12 protein-coding genes are annotated in these 14,294 nt (G+C 70.5%); 5 read left to right on the plus strand and 7 right to left on the minus strand.

What is annotated here, in order from left to right:
* Positions 1-201: 201 nt before the first annotated feature.
* The 3 genes from ACZ6QQ_RS02770 to ACZ6QQ_RS02780 form a co-directional block, all read right to left on the minus strand.
* Positions 202-453: a hypothetical protein gene (locus ACZ6QQ_RS02770; RefSeq protein ID WP_465873796.1), complete on the minus strand. Its 252-nt coding sequence runs from the start codon at positions 451-453 to the stop codon at positions 202-204.
* Between the two features lie 77 nt (positions 454-530).
* A complete protein-coding gene (locus tag ACZ6QQ_RS02775) occupies positions 531-800 on the minus strand; it encodes a hypothetical protein (RefSeq protein ID WP_465873798.1) in 270 nt (89 codons plus the stop codon).
* 296 nt (positions 801-1,096) lie between these two features.
* On the minus strand, positions 1,097-1,306 hold the full coding sequence (locus ACZ6QQ_RS02780) for a hypothetical protein (RefSeq protein ID WP_465873799.1): 210 nt from the start codon (positions 1,304-1,306) through the stop codon (positions 1,097-1,099).
* 516 nt (positions 1,307-1,822) lie between these two features.
* Here ACZ6QQ_RS02780 and ACZ6QQ_RS02785 point away from each other — a divergent pair.
* Both ACZ6QQ_RS02785 and ACZ6QQ_RS02790 read left to right on the plus strand, forming a co-directional pair.
* Positions 1,823-2,617, plus strand: a complete 795-nt coding sequence (locus tag ACZ6QQ_RS02785; RefSeq protein ID WP_465873801.1) for a helix-turn-helix domain-containing protein — start codon at positions 1,823-1,825, stop codon at positions 2,615-2,617.
* Positions 2,608-2,808 carry a DUF397 domain-containing protein gene (locus ACZ6QQ_RS02790; protein WP_465873803.1) on the plus strand — a complete coding sequence of 67 codons (201 nt, stop codon included), beginning with the start codon at positions 2,608-2,610 and terminating at the stop codon, positions 2,806-2,808. The genes ACZ6QQ_RS02785 and ACZ6QQ_RS02790 overlap by 10 nt, the downstream gene beginning before the upstream one ends.
* Positions 2,809-2,958: 150 nt before the next feature.
* On the opposite strand, the gene ACZ6QQ_RS02795 is transcribed toward ACZ6QQ_RS02790, so the two are convergent.
* A complete protein-coding gene (locus ACZ6QQ_RS02795; RefSeq protein ID WP_465873805.1) occupies positions 2,959-3,954 on the minus strand; it encodes an aldo/keto reductase in 996 nt (331 codons plus the stop codon).
* A gap of 121 nt (positions 3,955-4,075) precedes the next feature.
* On the opposite strand from ACZ6QQ_RS02795, the gene ACZ6QQ_RS02800 reads away from it, so the two are divergent.
* Together ACZ6QQ_RS02800 and ACZ6QQ_RS02805 are read left to right on the plus strand one after the other, a co-directional pair.
* On the plus strand, positions 4,076-5,335 hold the full coding sequence (locus ACZ6QQ_RS02800; protein ID WP_465873806.1) for a DNA polymerase IV: 1,260 nt from the start codon (positions 4,076-4,078) through the stop codon (positions 5,333-5,335).
* A gap of 115 nt (positions 5,336-5,450) precedes the next feature.
* Positions 5,451-5,834, plus strand: coding sequence for a DUF3040 domain-containing protein (locus tag ACZ6QQ_RS02805; protein WP_465873808.1), 384 nt, complete (start codon positions 5,451-5,453; stop codon positions 5,832-5,834).
* A gap of 351 nt (positions 5,835-6,185) precedes the next feature.
* On the opposite strand, the gene ACZ6QQ_RS02810 is transcribed toward ACZ6QQ_RS02805, so the two are convergent.
* The 3 genes from ACZ6QQ_RS02810 to ACZ6QQ_RS02820 are packed head-to-tail and all read right to left on the minus strand — an operon-like array spanning position 6,186 to position 11,010.
* Positions 6,186-8,648 (minus strand): transglutaminase TgpA family protein, encoded by a 2,463-nt coding sequence (locus ACZ6QQ_RS02810; protein WP_465873809.1) that lies wholly within the window; start codon positions 8,646-8,648, stop codon positions 6,186-6,188.
* On the minus strand, positions 8,645-9,943 hold the full coding sequence (locus ACZ6QQ_RS02815; protein WP_465874484.1) for a DUF58 domain-containing protein: 1,299 nt from the start codon (positions 9,941-9,943) through the stop codon (positions 8,645-8,647). Before ACZ6QQ_RS02815 ends, ACZ6QQ_RS02810 begins: the two co-directional genes overlap by 4 nt.
* A 2-nt stretch (positions 9,944-9,945) precedes the next feature.
* Complete coding sequence (locus ACZ6QQ_RS02820; protein WP_329102473.1) at positions 9,946-11,010, minus strand: AAA family ATPase; 1,065 nt, start codon at positions 11,008-11,010, stop codon at positions 9,946-9,948.
* A 409-nt stretch (positions 11,011-11,419) separates the two neighbouring features.
* On the opposite strand from ACZ6QQ_RS02820, the gene leuS reads away from it, so the two are divergent.
* Positions 11,420-14,275 carry a leucine--tRNA ligase gene (gene leuS / locus ACZ6QQ_RS02825; protein ID WP_465874486.1) on the plus strand — a complete coding sequence of 952 codons (2,856 nt, stop codon included), beginning with the start codon at positions 11,420-11,422 and terminating at the stop codon, positions 14,273-14,275.
* Positions 14,276-14,294 lie beyond the last annotated feature (19 nt).

Here is a 14,294-nt window from a genome sequence, read left to right on the forward strand (position 1 = left end):
AGTCCTTCTCCCCCCCCCCCCCCCCCCCCCCCCCCCCCTCCTCCCCCCCCCCCCCCCCCCCCCCCCCCCCCCCCCCCCCCCCAACCCCGTCCGGCTTGCTCTGGTCGGGTGGGCGCCGGGTGCGTTGTCGCACGATCGGTTTGGGATACGGCGAAGCCGTTCGACCCGTCGCGGCGTGGGTGGCGCTGGGCGGGGGAAGGGTCAGAGCGGGCCGTTGCCGCATTGTTCGTAGACGGTCACCTGGTAGCCGGAGAGGTCGCCCCAGGAGAAGTGGTAGCCATCGCAGTTGGTGCCTTGCGCGCCGCTCGGGGCGCCGGGGTAGCCGTAGGCGTAGTAGGTGGTGACGCAGGATTGGACGCGCCCGCACGGGTTCGGCGGTATCGCCGAGGCCGGAGCGGCGGTGAGAAGGAGGAGAACGGTGGCGGCGGCGGGTAGCCAGAACCTGCGAAGCACGGTGATCTCCTTTGGTCGGCCGAACATCTATGGCGGTCGACGTTATCCGTAGCGGATTTCTTTGGCCAGATGTGTGGTCAGATTGATCGTTTCACCTGTCGGACGGGTGGGTCCCTGACCCATCCGATGAACCGGACGATGGCGATCTCGCGGGGCATGCCGCCCACTATGGCGCTGTCGCGGTATTTGGCCATGATCCCCTCCAGCCGGGGTCGGTCATGCCGGTAGTACGTCCACATGCGGCGTTTCCAGGTCGGGCACGGCCATTCCTCGCCGTCATCGGTGCAGTACCAGTTTTCCTTCGGTCGGTGCAGGGCGCCCTGCGATTCGGTCTCGTCGTGACCCATGCCGCACTCCCGTCAGAGCAGGTGTACCCGTTCGGTGCCACCGTCGCGGTTTTGCAGGGTGAGGCTCCCGCCGTCACGTTCCATCAACTCCAGCACCAGGTTCTAGACGACCAGCGCCCGATTGATCGTGTCCGTCTTGCTGTCCCGCGTGCGCCCGCAGGCCAGATCGAGCGCGTCCACCGCGCGCGGGGCAAGATTGACGGTGACTTTCACCAGTGAGCGTGTGCCGTCCCCGGCCGGGGCGGCTGTTCCCACATTCTCGACGGGAGGGGGTGCGGCCGAGCTTGATGCGTTGGTCACGGGATCACCCCCGCCCCGGCGAGTAGTACCGATACCGGTGAGGTCGGCCTGGCCTCGGTCCACTCCTTGATCGCCCAGTCGAGTTGCCGGCACTCGTGCTCGTCCGTGCACTGTGGACAGCGTCGGCCGTTGACGTGACCTTGGAGTGTCATGCGGACGGCCCACCAGATCCCGGCCCTCGTCAGCGGCTCGTCCTGCCTGCTCATGATTCCTCGACGCCGGCCTGTGAGGCAGACCGGTCGAGGCTCGGTTCCCCACTCATCGGTCACGTGGTGGGGTTCCGCCGGACGCGTCCGGACATCCCGACAGCAAAGAACTCCATGGGTACGCTCCGGCGGTCGGAGTCGTACCGGCCGGCGTTGGGCATCCGGCGCCGTGTGCCGGGAGCTGGCGGCGTATCGGGTTGCCTCTCGTCGGAGGCCGAATCGTCGGTGGTCGGGTCGGTCTGGTTGTCGCGCACGTTTGCGCCTCCCTCGGCTTGGATTAGGTGGGGTCGCCCCAATGTCGAGCAATGCGGGTGCGGGACGATCCCCGGTTCCGCCCGTCCACGTCCGGTCGTCGTCCTACCGGGAGGGTCCGAGCGGTTCCTTGATGACACTGTGGTGTGGAGGGGATTAGTCTCGGAAGGCATTTCGGGAGGCCGTGGGCATCTTGTGGGCTGCTGTATCGGTGACTCGGTGATTTTGGGTGCCGTGGGCGCCCGGTAGAGATTGTGGGATGGTGTGAAGTTGGACGACGATCGTGATCAACCGCTACTCCACGAGCTACGCCAGATGCGGACTGCTCGGGGCATGACCCAGGACGATCTGGCAAAAGCCGTCAGGTATTCCGCCTCGCTGGTGGGAATGATCGAGACCGGATCGCGAAAGCCACCCCTCGGCTTCTGGGACCGGGTAGACGAGGCGCTCCAGACCGGAGGACTGTTCGCTCGGCTGGACAAACGGTTCGGGACGCCAAAGTGGAAGATCGATTGGGAAACCACCGAGCGTGAGGCCGTCGCGCTCCGTTCGTTTCAACCTCTGGTCGTCCCCGGCTTGCTCCAGACGGAGGCGTACGCGCGCGCCATACTGACCGACGCCGGTCTACTCAGCCGCGACGACATCGAGCGCTACCTAGCACAGCGACTCGCACGGCAGGCGGTCCTGGCCGGCGAGTCGCCCCCACAGTTCACCGCCGTGATCGACCACTCCGTCCTGCGCCGGCCGGTCGGTGGACCGGAGGTGATGCGGGAGCAGATACAGGCCATCATCAAAGCGTGCGAAGAACCTCACGTCCGCGTGCACATCGTGCCGGACACGGTCGGCGCGTACGCTGGGCTGAGCGGATCTTTCGTGCTCGCCACCGCACCGGATCAGACCATCATTGGGTACATGGACGACCAGGTGCAGGGCCATCTGGTCAACCGTGCGGACGGCATCAAGGCGATGCAGGCAGCGTGGGAGGCCGTCAGGGGTGAGGCACTACCGCACGGCCAGTCAGTCGACCTGATGAGGGAAGTGGCAGACACATGGATCTAACGGGTGCGCGGTGGCGCAAGAGCACGCGCAGCAGCGGCGGCGCGAATGAGTGCGTCGAGGTTGCCGACAACCTGCCCGGTCGGGTGTTCGTTCGGGACACCAAGGATCGTGATGGCGGTACGTTGGCCTTCGGTCCGGCGCAGTGGCGGGGGTTCGTGGCCTTCGTCAAGGAGATTGGCCCCGTCGGCTGATCGCGCCACAGACAACACGGAAACGCTCCCGACCGGGATGGTCGGGAGCGTTTCCGCATCCAGCGGTGTCGGGTACGGCGGGCGGTGTCTGCGCGTACCCCTGGTTGTGACGCCGCCCCCCGATGCTCGCGGCGTCACGGGGTGGGTGGGTCAGGCGGTGGCCTGGTCCAGGCGGGTGAGGTGGTCCGGGGTGAGTTTGATTTCCAGGGCGGGCAGGGCGGCCTCGTACTGGGCGAGGGTTCTCGGGCCGATCAGGGAGACCAGGGTGGGGTTGTCCTGGTGCAGCAACCAGGCCAGGACGAGTTGGTTCGGGGTGACGTCGAGTTCGGCGGCGATCGTGTCGAGTACGGCGAGCCGGGCATTCGAGTCGGCGCCCCGGTACGGGTCGAGCACCGGGTGTTCGCGGCGTTTGGTCTCGTCGTCGTAGCTGCCCTTGAGGATCGGCGAGTACGCCACCAGGGTCAGGTCGTCGTGCGCCCGCAGGTAGTCGAGCTGCTCGTCGTCAACGATAGAGGCGTGCTCCACGCCGGGACGGCGGCGCAGGTAGGAGTGCTGCTGCTGGAGCGCGACGGGTGCGGGCCAGCCGTACCGGTCGCAGAGCTGGCGGATGCGTTCGAGGCGCCAGGTGTGCACGTTGGACCAGCCGAGGTAGCGGACCTTGCCGGCGGTGACGAGGCCGGCGAGCGCGTCCAGGGTCTCCTCCAGCGGGGTGGACCGGTCGTCCACGTGCACGTAGTAGAGGTCGACGTGGTCGGTGCCGAGCCGGCGCAGGCTGTCGTCGAGTTCGCGGCGTACGGTGTCGGCGCCGGCACCGGAGTAGTTGTCGCGGGCTTCGGCGCGGCCGCTGAGCACGGCGGCCGGGTCGGCTATCCAGGCGGTGCCCTTGGTGGCGAGGAAGACCTGGTCGCGGCGCCCGCTGCGGGCGAACCAGCGGCCCAGCAGGGACTCGCTCTCGCCGCCCCGGAAGGTCGCTCCGGGCCACCAGGCGTAGCAGTTGGCGGTGTCGAGGAAGGTGCCACCGGCGTCGAGGTAGTGGTCGAGCATCGCGTACGAGGTGTGCTCGTCGGTGCTCGTGCCCATCAGCATGCAGCCGAGGGCGAGCTGGCTGACCTGCTCGCCGGTGCGGCCCAGAGCGACGGTTTGCATCGGGGAACTCCATTCGGTGAGGGGATCCGTCGGCGACGTTACGAGTTGAGGTGCACTCGAAGTCAAGGGTTGGCCCGACAGCGGGCGGGGTGCTGTCGTACCGGGGGTCTAGCCTGCGGTTATGGGGCGGAGCCAGGCGGTGCGGGGCGGTGATGACCCGCGTTTCGGGCCGGATGGTGACGACGAGGGCTGCTCGATTCTGCACGTCGACATGGACGCGTTCTTCGCGGCGGTCGAGGTGCGCAAGCGGCCGGAGCTGCGGGGCAGGCCGGTGGTGGTCGGCGGGATCGGCCCGCGCGGCGTGGTCAGTTCGGCCAGCTACGAAGCCCGGCGGTACGGGGTCCGCAGCGCCATGCCGTCGATGCGGGCGCGGGCGCTCTGCCCGCACGCGGTGTTCCTGCCGCCGGACTTCACGGAATACTCGGCCGCCTCCCGGGCGGTGATGGAGATCTTCCGTGCGGTCACCCCGCTGGTCGAGCCGCTCTCGCTGGACGAGGCGTTCCTCGACGTATCCGGGGCCCGGCGGCTGTTGGGGCGGCCGGCCGAGATCGCCCGGATGATCCGGGCCCGGGTGGCCGAGCAGGAGCGGATCACCTGTTCGGTCGGGGTGGGGCCGACGAAGTTCATCGCGAAGCTCGGTTCGACCCGGGCGAAGCCGGACGGGCTGATGGTGGTGCCGGCCGGGCTGGTCCTCGAATTCCTGCACCCGCTGCCGGTGGAGGCGCTCTGGGGGGTGGGGGAGCGCTCGGCGGAGACGCTGCGCCGGCTGGGGCTGACCACGGTCGGGGATCTCGCCCAGGCCCGGGTGGAGATGCTGCGCGGGGCGTTGGGTGAGGCGGCGGCCCGGCACCTGCACGAGTTGGCCTGGGGGCGCGATCCGCGCGGGGTGAGCCCGGAGCAGGTGGAGAAGTCGATCGGCGCCGAGGTCACCTTCGACACCGACATCAGTGATCCGGAGCAGGTCCGGCGGGCCCTGTTGGCGCTGGCCGAGAAGGTCGGGGTGCGGCTGCGGCGGGCGGGTCAGGTGGGTCGGACGGTGTCGATCAAGGTACGGCTCTCCGATTTCCGTACGGTCAGCCGCTCCCGGACCCTCGGCGGTGCCACCGACGTCGCCCATGAGTTGTTCGAGGTCTCCTGGGCCCTGTTCGTGGCACTCAGGGTGACTGACCGGATCCGCCTCCTCGGGGTCCGGATGGAGGGGTTGACCGACGAGCGGGCGACTCCCCGACAGCTCGCCCTGGACGAGCCGGAGCACGGTTGGCGGGACGCGGAGGCGGCGGCGGACGCGGCGGCTGCCCGTTTTGGGCGTGCAATCGTGCGGCCCGCGAGTCTGTTGGGGCGTGATGACCTGCGCCGGACGGAAAATCAGGCGCGACCGTAGGTCGTCCCGCTTTCCGAGCGCCGACCCCCCTCGTAGACTTGCGCTAAGCAGCCGGTTGGCTGCCACGGTCTGTCGGTCCGACCGGACCGACTCAACGTGACCGGGGAGGAGTGCCGTGCCGCTCTCGGAGCACGAGCAGCGGCTGTTCGAGCAGATCGAACAGTCGCTTGCCGAGGACCCCAAATTCGCCTCGGCTGTGCGTGCCAGCGACCCGCGTTTCCACGCGCGACGTCGCCTGCTCGTCGCCGCTGGCGTGATCATCGCTGGCCTTGCACTGGTCGTTTACGGCACGGTGGACAAGACTCCGCTCATCGGAGTGGCTGGCTTCGTGGTCATGCTCGGCGCGGCCGCGTTTGCGATGCAGTCCCATCGCAAGGGGCAAACGCCCGATCTGCGCGTGGTCGGTGGTTCGACCAGCCGGCGCACGCGAGGTCGGCGGATGTCATTGCTCGACCGTCTCGAAGACCGGTGGCGGCAACGGCCGGAAGGCCACCGCTGACACCGGGGTGGTTCCGCCTTCGCGGGTTCGCCCGCGAGGCGGCTTCGCCGGACACCCCCGCTGGTGTCCGGCGATGATGTCTGTTCACTTTCTGGCGATTCGCCCTAACCCCCCTCGCCAAAACCCCCCAAAACCCCCTCCCCTCCCTCCCTCCCTCCCCTCCCCTCCCCTTCCCGCCCCCCACTGCGCCCGCGATCTAGGGCATATGGTGGCTTGTTGATCTCTAGTCACCACCATATGCCCTAGATCGCGGGGCAGAGGGCGGGGCAGAGGGCGGGGCAGAGGGCGGGGGAGGGAGCCCGTGGGGCCCGGAACCAGGTGCGGTTCCGGGCCCCGCGGGTTTACCGCTGGTTACCTCGCTCTATTGGCGAGTAGGCGGCGGGGGCTCCAGCGGAGCAGGCCCTCGCGCAAGCGGCCGTTGGCCGTGACGAACCGGCCCGAGCCGTCCATGATCGCCAGGCGCCAGCGCAGCAGCACCGACGGCGGCAGCACCGTGGCCAGCAGCCGGGTACGCCGGTCCGCCCGAGCCGCGAGGGAATCGCGTACCGCCCGCAGGGCCGGGTTCAGCTCCCCGCCGGTCAACGGGGCGCGGGCGTACCTCGCCCGCTCCTCGGCCCGACCGAGCAGCCGGGCGGCGTCCGCCCCTCCCGCAGTGAGCCCTTCGGCCACCAACCGGTCGGCGGTCGCCCGAGGCGTCTCCGTCCGGTCCACGGTCACCCGGAAGTCGACCATCGTGTCGATCAACTCGTCCCAGGCCGCGTGGGCGTCGGCGCGGGCCCGATCGGCCTCCGCCCCGGTCACCACCACCCGGGCCACGCCCGGCGGCGGATCACCCTCGACGGCGGTGGCGGCCGATGTCGTCGCCGTGAGCGTCGCCACCTGTCTCCGTCGCCGTACCGAGGCCCGCAGCAGCGCCGGCAGGGCGAGCAGCGCGAACAGCAGCAGCACCCCGCCACCGGCCCAGTACGGCCAGGTCGTCGAGGACGCGGCGAGCTGCCCCTCGGAGCCCACCACCCCGTCGTCGAAGCCCCGGTCCAACCGGTCGTCCGGGTTCGGCCCGGCGGTGCTGCCCACGCCCGGTGCCGCGCTCGGCACCGCCGCCGGGGCGACCGGATCGGGCGCGTCGGTGTCCGGCGCGTACTCGGTCCGGGTGGAGCCGGTCACGTTCGCCGCCGGGGTGGCGTCGAACGGGACCCAGCCGACGCCGGAGAAGTAGACCTCGGTCCAGGCGTGCATGTTCAGGTTGGTCAGCGTGTACGTGTTGTCCTGCCGGCCGCTGCCGACGGTGAAACCGAACGCCACCCGGCTCGGGATGTCGGCCGCCCGGACCAGCCAGGCCAGCGCCGCCGCGTACTGCTGACAGAAGCCGACCTTGCTGGTGAGGAAGTTGACGATGTCCTCACCGCTGGTGCCGCCCTGGGTGCTCAGGCTGTAGCTGAACCCGTTCTGCCGGGAGAAGTAGTCGTAGAGCGCCCGGACCTTCGCGTACTGCGTCTGCTTGCCCTCGGTCAGCCGGGTGACCAGCTCGTCGACCTGCGGCACCGGTGGCACGTTGGTGAACTGCCGCTGGATCGGATCACTGCCCGACAGCGGCGCCACCGCCTCCAGCACCTTCTGGTTGTACGCCGACCGGACGTAGTCGAACGAGTACTTCTTCCCCTTCGACTGCCGCCGGCTGGAGAACAGGGTCTGGGTGCCCCGGTCGTAGAGCCAGTTGCCGTCGAGGTTCTGCACCGACAGCGGGTTGGCGTAGATCGGCAGCAGCGGCATGTCGAAGTTGGTCACCTCGACCTGCGCCCGGTACGTCTGGAACGACACCCCCGGTGCCGCCCCCTCGCGCGGGTCGGGCATCCGGTTCAGCGGTGTCCCGGTCGGCGTACGGACCTCGAAGCCACCCGAACGCAACTGGTCCGCCGCCCCGAACCGCAGGTAGAACGGATCGGGTTCGTTCGTGGTCACCTTGACGTAGTCGGTGACCGTGGTCTGGTTGAGCTGACCGCGCAGGGCCGCGAACAACTGGACCCCGCCACCGGCGCCGCCCCGGCCGTTGCCCTCGCCGCCGACCCCGGTGCCGGTGTTGTTGAACCGGTTGAGCAGCCCGTCGGTCATCTGCGGCACGGCCAGCGGCAGCAGCACCGCCAGCACCACCCCGACGACCGCGAGCCGCCGGCCCGCCGCCGCCAGTGGTGACGGCTCCCAGATGTCGACGTCGCGCCCGTCGCCGGTGAACCGCCGACCGAAGTGCCGGACCCGGTTGACGTTGTCGGCCACCAGCAACCAGAGGAAGCCGACCGCACCGACGACGAACGGCACCGCCGGCACGTTGTCGACGTACACCGCGACCGGCACCGAGTAGATCGCCAGCATCGGCAGCCCGGCCAGCGCCGGCCGGCGCAGCCCGACGGTGAGCAGGTCCACCACGATCGCGACCCCGCCCACCCCCAGTACGGTGACGAAGAGCAGACCCTTGGTGTCCGGGACCTTCACCCCGTACGACTGCATGTCGGCGGCCGAGGAGTTCAGCAGCGTGCCGAAGTGCGCGATCGTGCCGGGCGTCGGCAGGATGCCGAGCAGTTCGTCGCCGCTGGCGAACAGCCAGGTCAGGCCGAGCAGCAGCGCCCCGAGCATGCTCAGCACCTGGGCCCAGACCGGCGCCCGCAGCGACCGGGTCAGGGTGGCGACCCCGGCGATCAGCGCCACCGCGAGCGCCGACTGGAGCAGCCAGGTCCACTGTTGGAAGATCGCCGACAGCGGCGCGGCGGCGAGCAGGGTCGCCGCCGCCGCGACGAACCCGAGATGACGTCGTCCCCTCATCGCATGCCCCCGGCAACGGTCTCGGCCATCGCGGCCCGCCAGGCGAAGCCCTGCGACCCCCGGGCGGCCTGCGGCCAGAGCGCGGGCAACCGGCTGCCGTGCTCGACCGGGATCACCCGCCAGCCGCTCTGCATCAGCGCCAGCACGGCGGCGCCGTGGGCGTGGTCGGCCTCGGTCCGTGCCGTTGCCGGCAGGGTCAGCCAGGTGGTGCTGTCGACCAGGAACGCCAGGCAGGTCGCGCCGTTGCCGCGCAGCCCGGCCAGGACCTCCGCCTCGGCGACGCTGAGCGTGCCGAGGACGGCGATCACCAGGCCGCCGTCGGAGCGCTGCCGGACCTGCTCGACCAGGGTGGCGACGTCGCCGCGCTGGCTCAGCCGCACGTCGGCGAGGTGGTCGAGCAGCAGACCCTCGCCGCCGCCCTCGGCCGCGTCGGCGTCCATCCCGGAACCGGTGACCAGCCGCAGCTTGTAGCCGGACTGGCGCAGGTGCACGGCGACGCTGGCGGCGGCGGAGACGGCCCACTCGAAGCTGGCGGTCGGCCCCTCGCCCCGGTGCGCGGTGGCGCGGGTGTCCAGCACCACGGTCGCCCGGCTCTCCCAGGGCTGTTCCTCCCGCCGCACCATCAGCTCGCCGGTGCGGGCGGTCGACTTCCAGTGCACCCGGCGCAGGTCGTCGCCGCGCCGGTACTCGCGGGTCGCCGCGTCGTCCTCACCGTGCACCGCCACCGACCGGGCCCGGCTGTCGCCGGTGCCGGCGTACTCGCCGGCCAGCCGGACCTGGGGCAGCGGGGTCACCTGGGGGATCACGGTGAGCCGGTCGACGCTGGGGAAGGCGCGGGTCAGCTCGCAGAGCCCGAACGGGTCGGTCAGCCGGACCACCAGCGGGCCGACCTCGTAGCGGCCGCGTACGTCGGCGCGCACCGTGTACGCCACCGAGCTGGCCTGGTGCGCGCCGAGCCGCTCCAGCACCACCCGGGGCCGGCTGCCCAACGCGTACGGCAGCCGGTCCTCCAGCAGCAGGGTCCCGGTCGGCAACCGGGACATGTTCTGTAGGCGCAGCACCACGCGGGAACTGGCACCGATCGGCACCCGCTGCGGTTCCAGCGACCGGGAACAGGCCAGTTTGTACCGGCTGCGGCCGACGTAGGCGGCGGCCAGCAGCGGCAGGACGCAGAGCAGCACCGCCACCCGGAGCAGGTCCCGTTCGCCGAGGATCGCCGCGGAGATGGCCGCCGCCACCCCCGCGGCGAGGAAGGACCGGCCACGGGTGGTGAGCCCGCGCAGTGCCTCGCGCACGGTCACCGCCTCCGCGGCTCGTACTGGGATCGACCCTTACCGTCCGGGGGAGTCGCCGGCCGGGTGTCGTACTGCGAGCGCTGCTGCCGTTCGTGCGGCAGCGGCAGCCGGTGCACCAGGTCGGAGACGACGGCGTCGGTGGTCCGCCGGGCGAGCTGCGCGTCCGCCGTGGGGATGATCCGGTGGGCGAGCACCGGTACGGCGAGGGCCTGCAAATCGTCCGGAAGCACGTAGTCCCGGCCCTCCAGTGCGGCCACCGCGCGGGCGGTCCGCAGCAGTTGCAGGGTGGCCCGGGGGGAGGCGCCGAGGCGCAGGTCGGGGGCCTCGCGGGTGGCGGTGACCAGGTCGACGGCGTACTGCTTGACCGCGTCGGCGACGTGGATGTCGCGTACGGTCGCGATCAGCCTGCGTACGGTGGCGGCGTCGGCGACCGGTTGCAGCGCGTGCAGCGGGTCCCGTCCACCGTGCCCGTCGAGCATCGCCAGCTCCGACCCGGCGTCCGGGTAGCCCATCGCGATCCGGGCGGTGAACCGGTCGCGCTGCGCCTCGGGCAGCGGGTAGGTGCCCTCCATCTCGATCGGGTTCTGGGTCGCGATCACCATGAACGGGGTCTGTAGCTCGTAGGTCACCCCGTCGACCGTGACCTGGCGTTCCTCCATGCACTCCAGCAGCGCCGACTGGGTCTTCGGCGAGGCCCGGTTGATCTCGTCGCCGACGACCAGGTTGGCGAAGACGGCGCCCGGCTTGAACTCGAAGTCGTGCGTCTCCTGGTTGTAGACGCTGACCCCGGTGACGTCGCTGGGCAACAGGTCGGGGGTGAACTGGATCCGGCGGACGGAGCAGTCGATCGAACGGGCGAGGGCCTTGGCGAGCTTGGTCTTGCCAACCCCGGGAACATCCTCGATCAGGAGATGGCCCTCGGCGAGCAGGACGGCGAGCGCGAGCCGTACCGTCGCGGTCTTGCCCTCGATGACCTGTTCGATGTTGGCCACGATGGCTTCGCTCGCGGTACGGAACTCGTCGGGTTGTAGTGCGCCGCCCAACTCGTCCCACGTCTGTTGTGTCACGGGCCTCCTCCTCGTCGCAGCACGGCTTCTCTGTCCAGACATGCTGGGTCGGCCGTAAGGTTCGCGGGAAAATACGGTCGCGGGGCGCGCCCGGATCACCCGCATGGAATCAGGCTAGCCGGAACTGACGCTCAAGCCGACCACACGTACGGTCCTGCTGACCGGTCGGCCCCGTACCCGCGACCGCCCGAACCGGGCGCGACAGCCCGTCGGGTGAGGGCGTAGACTGCCCGGTATGGCCCGGGCCTACCTGCTTCTTAGCGAGCCGTGCTGACGCTACCGAGCGCGACAGCACGGCTACCCCTCCTGTGTGAGGGGCTTTTTTATGCCCGGAAAAGCATGCCCTGAAATGCGAAACGTGCCCGTGTACGCACAACGGTGAGCGCGGCGAGGAGACGACGTGACTGACATGGCCGAGCCGGCGGCGGATACCCCGCCCTTCCGGTACACCGCCGGGCTGGCGGGGGAGATCGAGCACCGCTGGCAGGACCGCTGGGAGAAGTGGGGCACCTTCCACGCGCCGAACCCGGTCGGGCCGCTCGCCGACCCGGACCACCCCCGGGCCGGTGCGGAGAAGCTCTACGTCCTGGACATGTTCCCGTACCCGTCCGGCGCCGGCCTGCACGTCGGGCACCCGCTGGGCTACATCGGCACCGACTCGTACGCCCGCTACCAGCGGATGGCCGGGCGCAACGTGCTGCACGCGATGGGCTTCGACGCGTTCGGCCTGCCGGCCGAGCAGTACGCGGTGCAGACCGGCACCCACCCCCGGACCACCACCGAGGCGAACATCGAGCGGTACCGGGCGCAGCTGCGCCGGCTGGGCATGGGGCACGACGACCGGCGTTCGGTGGCCACCATCGACGTCGACTTCTACCGCTGGACCCAGTGGATCTTCCTACAGATCTTCAACTCCTGGTACGACCGGGACGCCCGCCGGGCCCGCCCGATCGCCGAGCTGATCGCCGAGTTCGAGTCCGGCGTCCGGGCCCTGCCCGACGGCCGGGACTGGGCGCAGCTGTCCGCGACCGAGCGGAACGTGGTGATCGACGACCACCGGCTGGCGTACGTCTCGCAGGCGCCGGTCAACTGGTGTCCGGGGCTGGGCACCGTGCTGGCCAACGAGGAGGTCACCGCCGACGGGCGCTCCGACCGGGGCAACTTCCCGGTGTTCAAGCGGAACCTGAAGCAGTGGAAGATGCGGATCACCGCGTACGGTGACCGGCTGCTGGAGGACCTGGACCGGCTGGACTGGCCGGAGCCGATCAAGCTGATGCAGCGCAACTGGATCGGCCGCTCGGTCGGCGCGCACATCGACTTCCCGGTCGCGGCCCCGGCCGAGACCGGAGCCGAGGTGGAGCCGATCCGGGTCTTCACCACCCGCCCGGACACCATCTTCGGCGCCACCTACGTGGTGCTGGCCCCCGAGCACGAACTGGTCGACCTGCTGACCCCGGCCGCCTGGCCGGCGGGGACGAAGGACGCCTGGACCGGTGGGCACGCCAACCCGAGGGTCGCGGTCGAGGCGTACCGCAAGGCCGCCGGCGCCAAGACCGACGTCGAGCGGCAGGCCGACACCAAGGAGAAGACCGGGGTCTTCGTCGGCGCGTACGCCACCAACCCGGTCACCGGCGCGCCGATCCCGATCTTCATCGCGGACTACGTGCTGGCCGGTTACGGCACCGGGGCGATCATGGCGGTGCCCGGTCAGGACGAGCGGGACTGGGCCTTCGCCGAGGTCTTCGACCTGCCGATCGTGCGGACCGTCCAGCCGTCGGCCGGCTTCGACGGCAAGGCGTACACCGGGGACGGCCCGGCGATCAACAGCGCCGCGCCCGAGCGCGGCCTGGACCTGGACGGCCTGGCCGTGACCGAGGCCAAGGCCAGGATCATCGAATGGCTGGAGACCAACGGGTACGGCCAGGGCGCGGTCACCTTCCGGCTGCGCGACTGGCTGTTCAGCCGCCAGCGCTACTGGGGCGAGCCGTTCCCGATCGTCTACGACGAGGCCGGCACCCCGATCGCCCTGCCGGAGTCGATGCTGCCGGTCGAGCTGCCCGAGGTGGAGGACTTCTCGCCGCGCACCTTCGACCCGAACGACGCCGACTCCAACCCGGAGACCCCGCTGTCGCGCAAGGCCGACTGGGTGGAGGTCGAACTGGACCTGGGCGACGGGCCCAAGCGCTACACCCGCGAGACCAACGTGATGCCGCAGTGGGCCGGTTCCTGCTGGTACGAGCTGCGTTACCTGGACCCGACCAACGAGACCCGGTTCGTCGACCCGGACAACGAGGCGTACTGGATGGGGCCGCGCGGCGGCACCGACCCCGGCGGCACCGACCTGTACGTCGGCGGCGCCGAGCACGCCGTACTGCACCTGCTGTACGCCCGGTTCTGGCACAAGGTCCTGTACGACCTGGGGCACGTCTCCTCGGTCGAACCGTTCCGCAAGCTGTTCAACCAGGGCATGATCCAGGCGTACGCGTACACCGACGAGCGGGAGCGCTACGTCGAGGCCGCCGAGGTGGTCGAGCGGGACGGCGCCTGGTTCCACGGTGACAACCAGGTCACCCGCGAGTACGGCAAGATGGGCAAGTCCCTGCGCAACGTCGTCACCCCGGACGACATGTGCGCGGCGTACGGCGCCGACACCTTCCGGGTGTACGAGATGTCGATGGGTCCGCTGGAGGTCTCCCGCCCGTGGGAGACCAGGGCGGTGGTCGGGTCGTACCGGTTCCTGCAGCGGGTCTGGCGGGCGCTGGTCGACGAGAACACCGGCGCCTCGCGGGTGGTGGAGTCACCCGCCGACGAGCCGACCCGGCGGCTGCTGCACAAGACCATCGACGGGGTCCGGGCCGACATGGACGGGATCCGGTTCAACACCGCCATCGCGAAGCTGATCGAGCTGACCAACGGGCTGACCCGGCTGGCCGGCACGCCCCGCGAGGTGGCCGAGCCGCTGGTGCTGATGCTGGCGCCGTTCGCCCCGCACATCGCCGAGGAGCTGTGGCAGCGGCTGGGCCACGACACCTCGCTGACGTACGCGTCGTTCCCGGTCGCCGACCCGGCCCTGCTGGTGGCCGACACGGTGACCTACCCGGTGCAGATCAACGGCAAGGTCCGGGGCCGGGTCGAGGTCCCCGCCGACGCCTCGCAGGACACGGTCCGTACCGCTGCCCTGGCCGAGGTCGCCGACCAACTGGCCGGCAAGGAACCCCGCAAGGTCATCGTCGTCCCGGGTCGCATGGTCAGCATCGTCGCCTGACCCGCACCCACCCCCCAAG

The organism is Micromonospora sp. NPDC049529 (genome assembly GCF_055586685.1).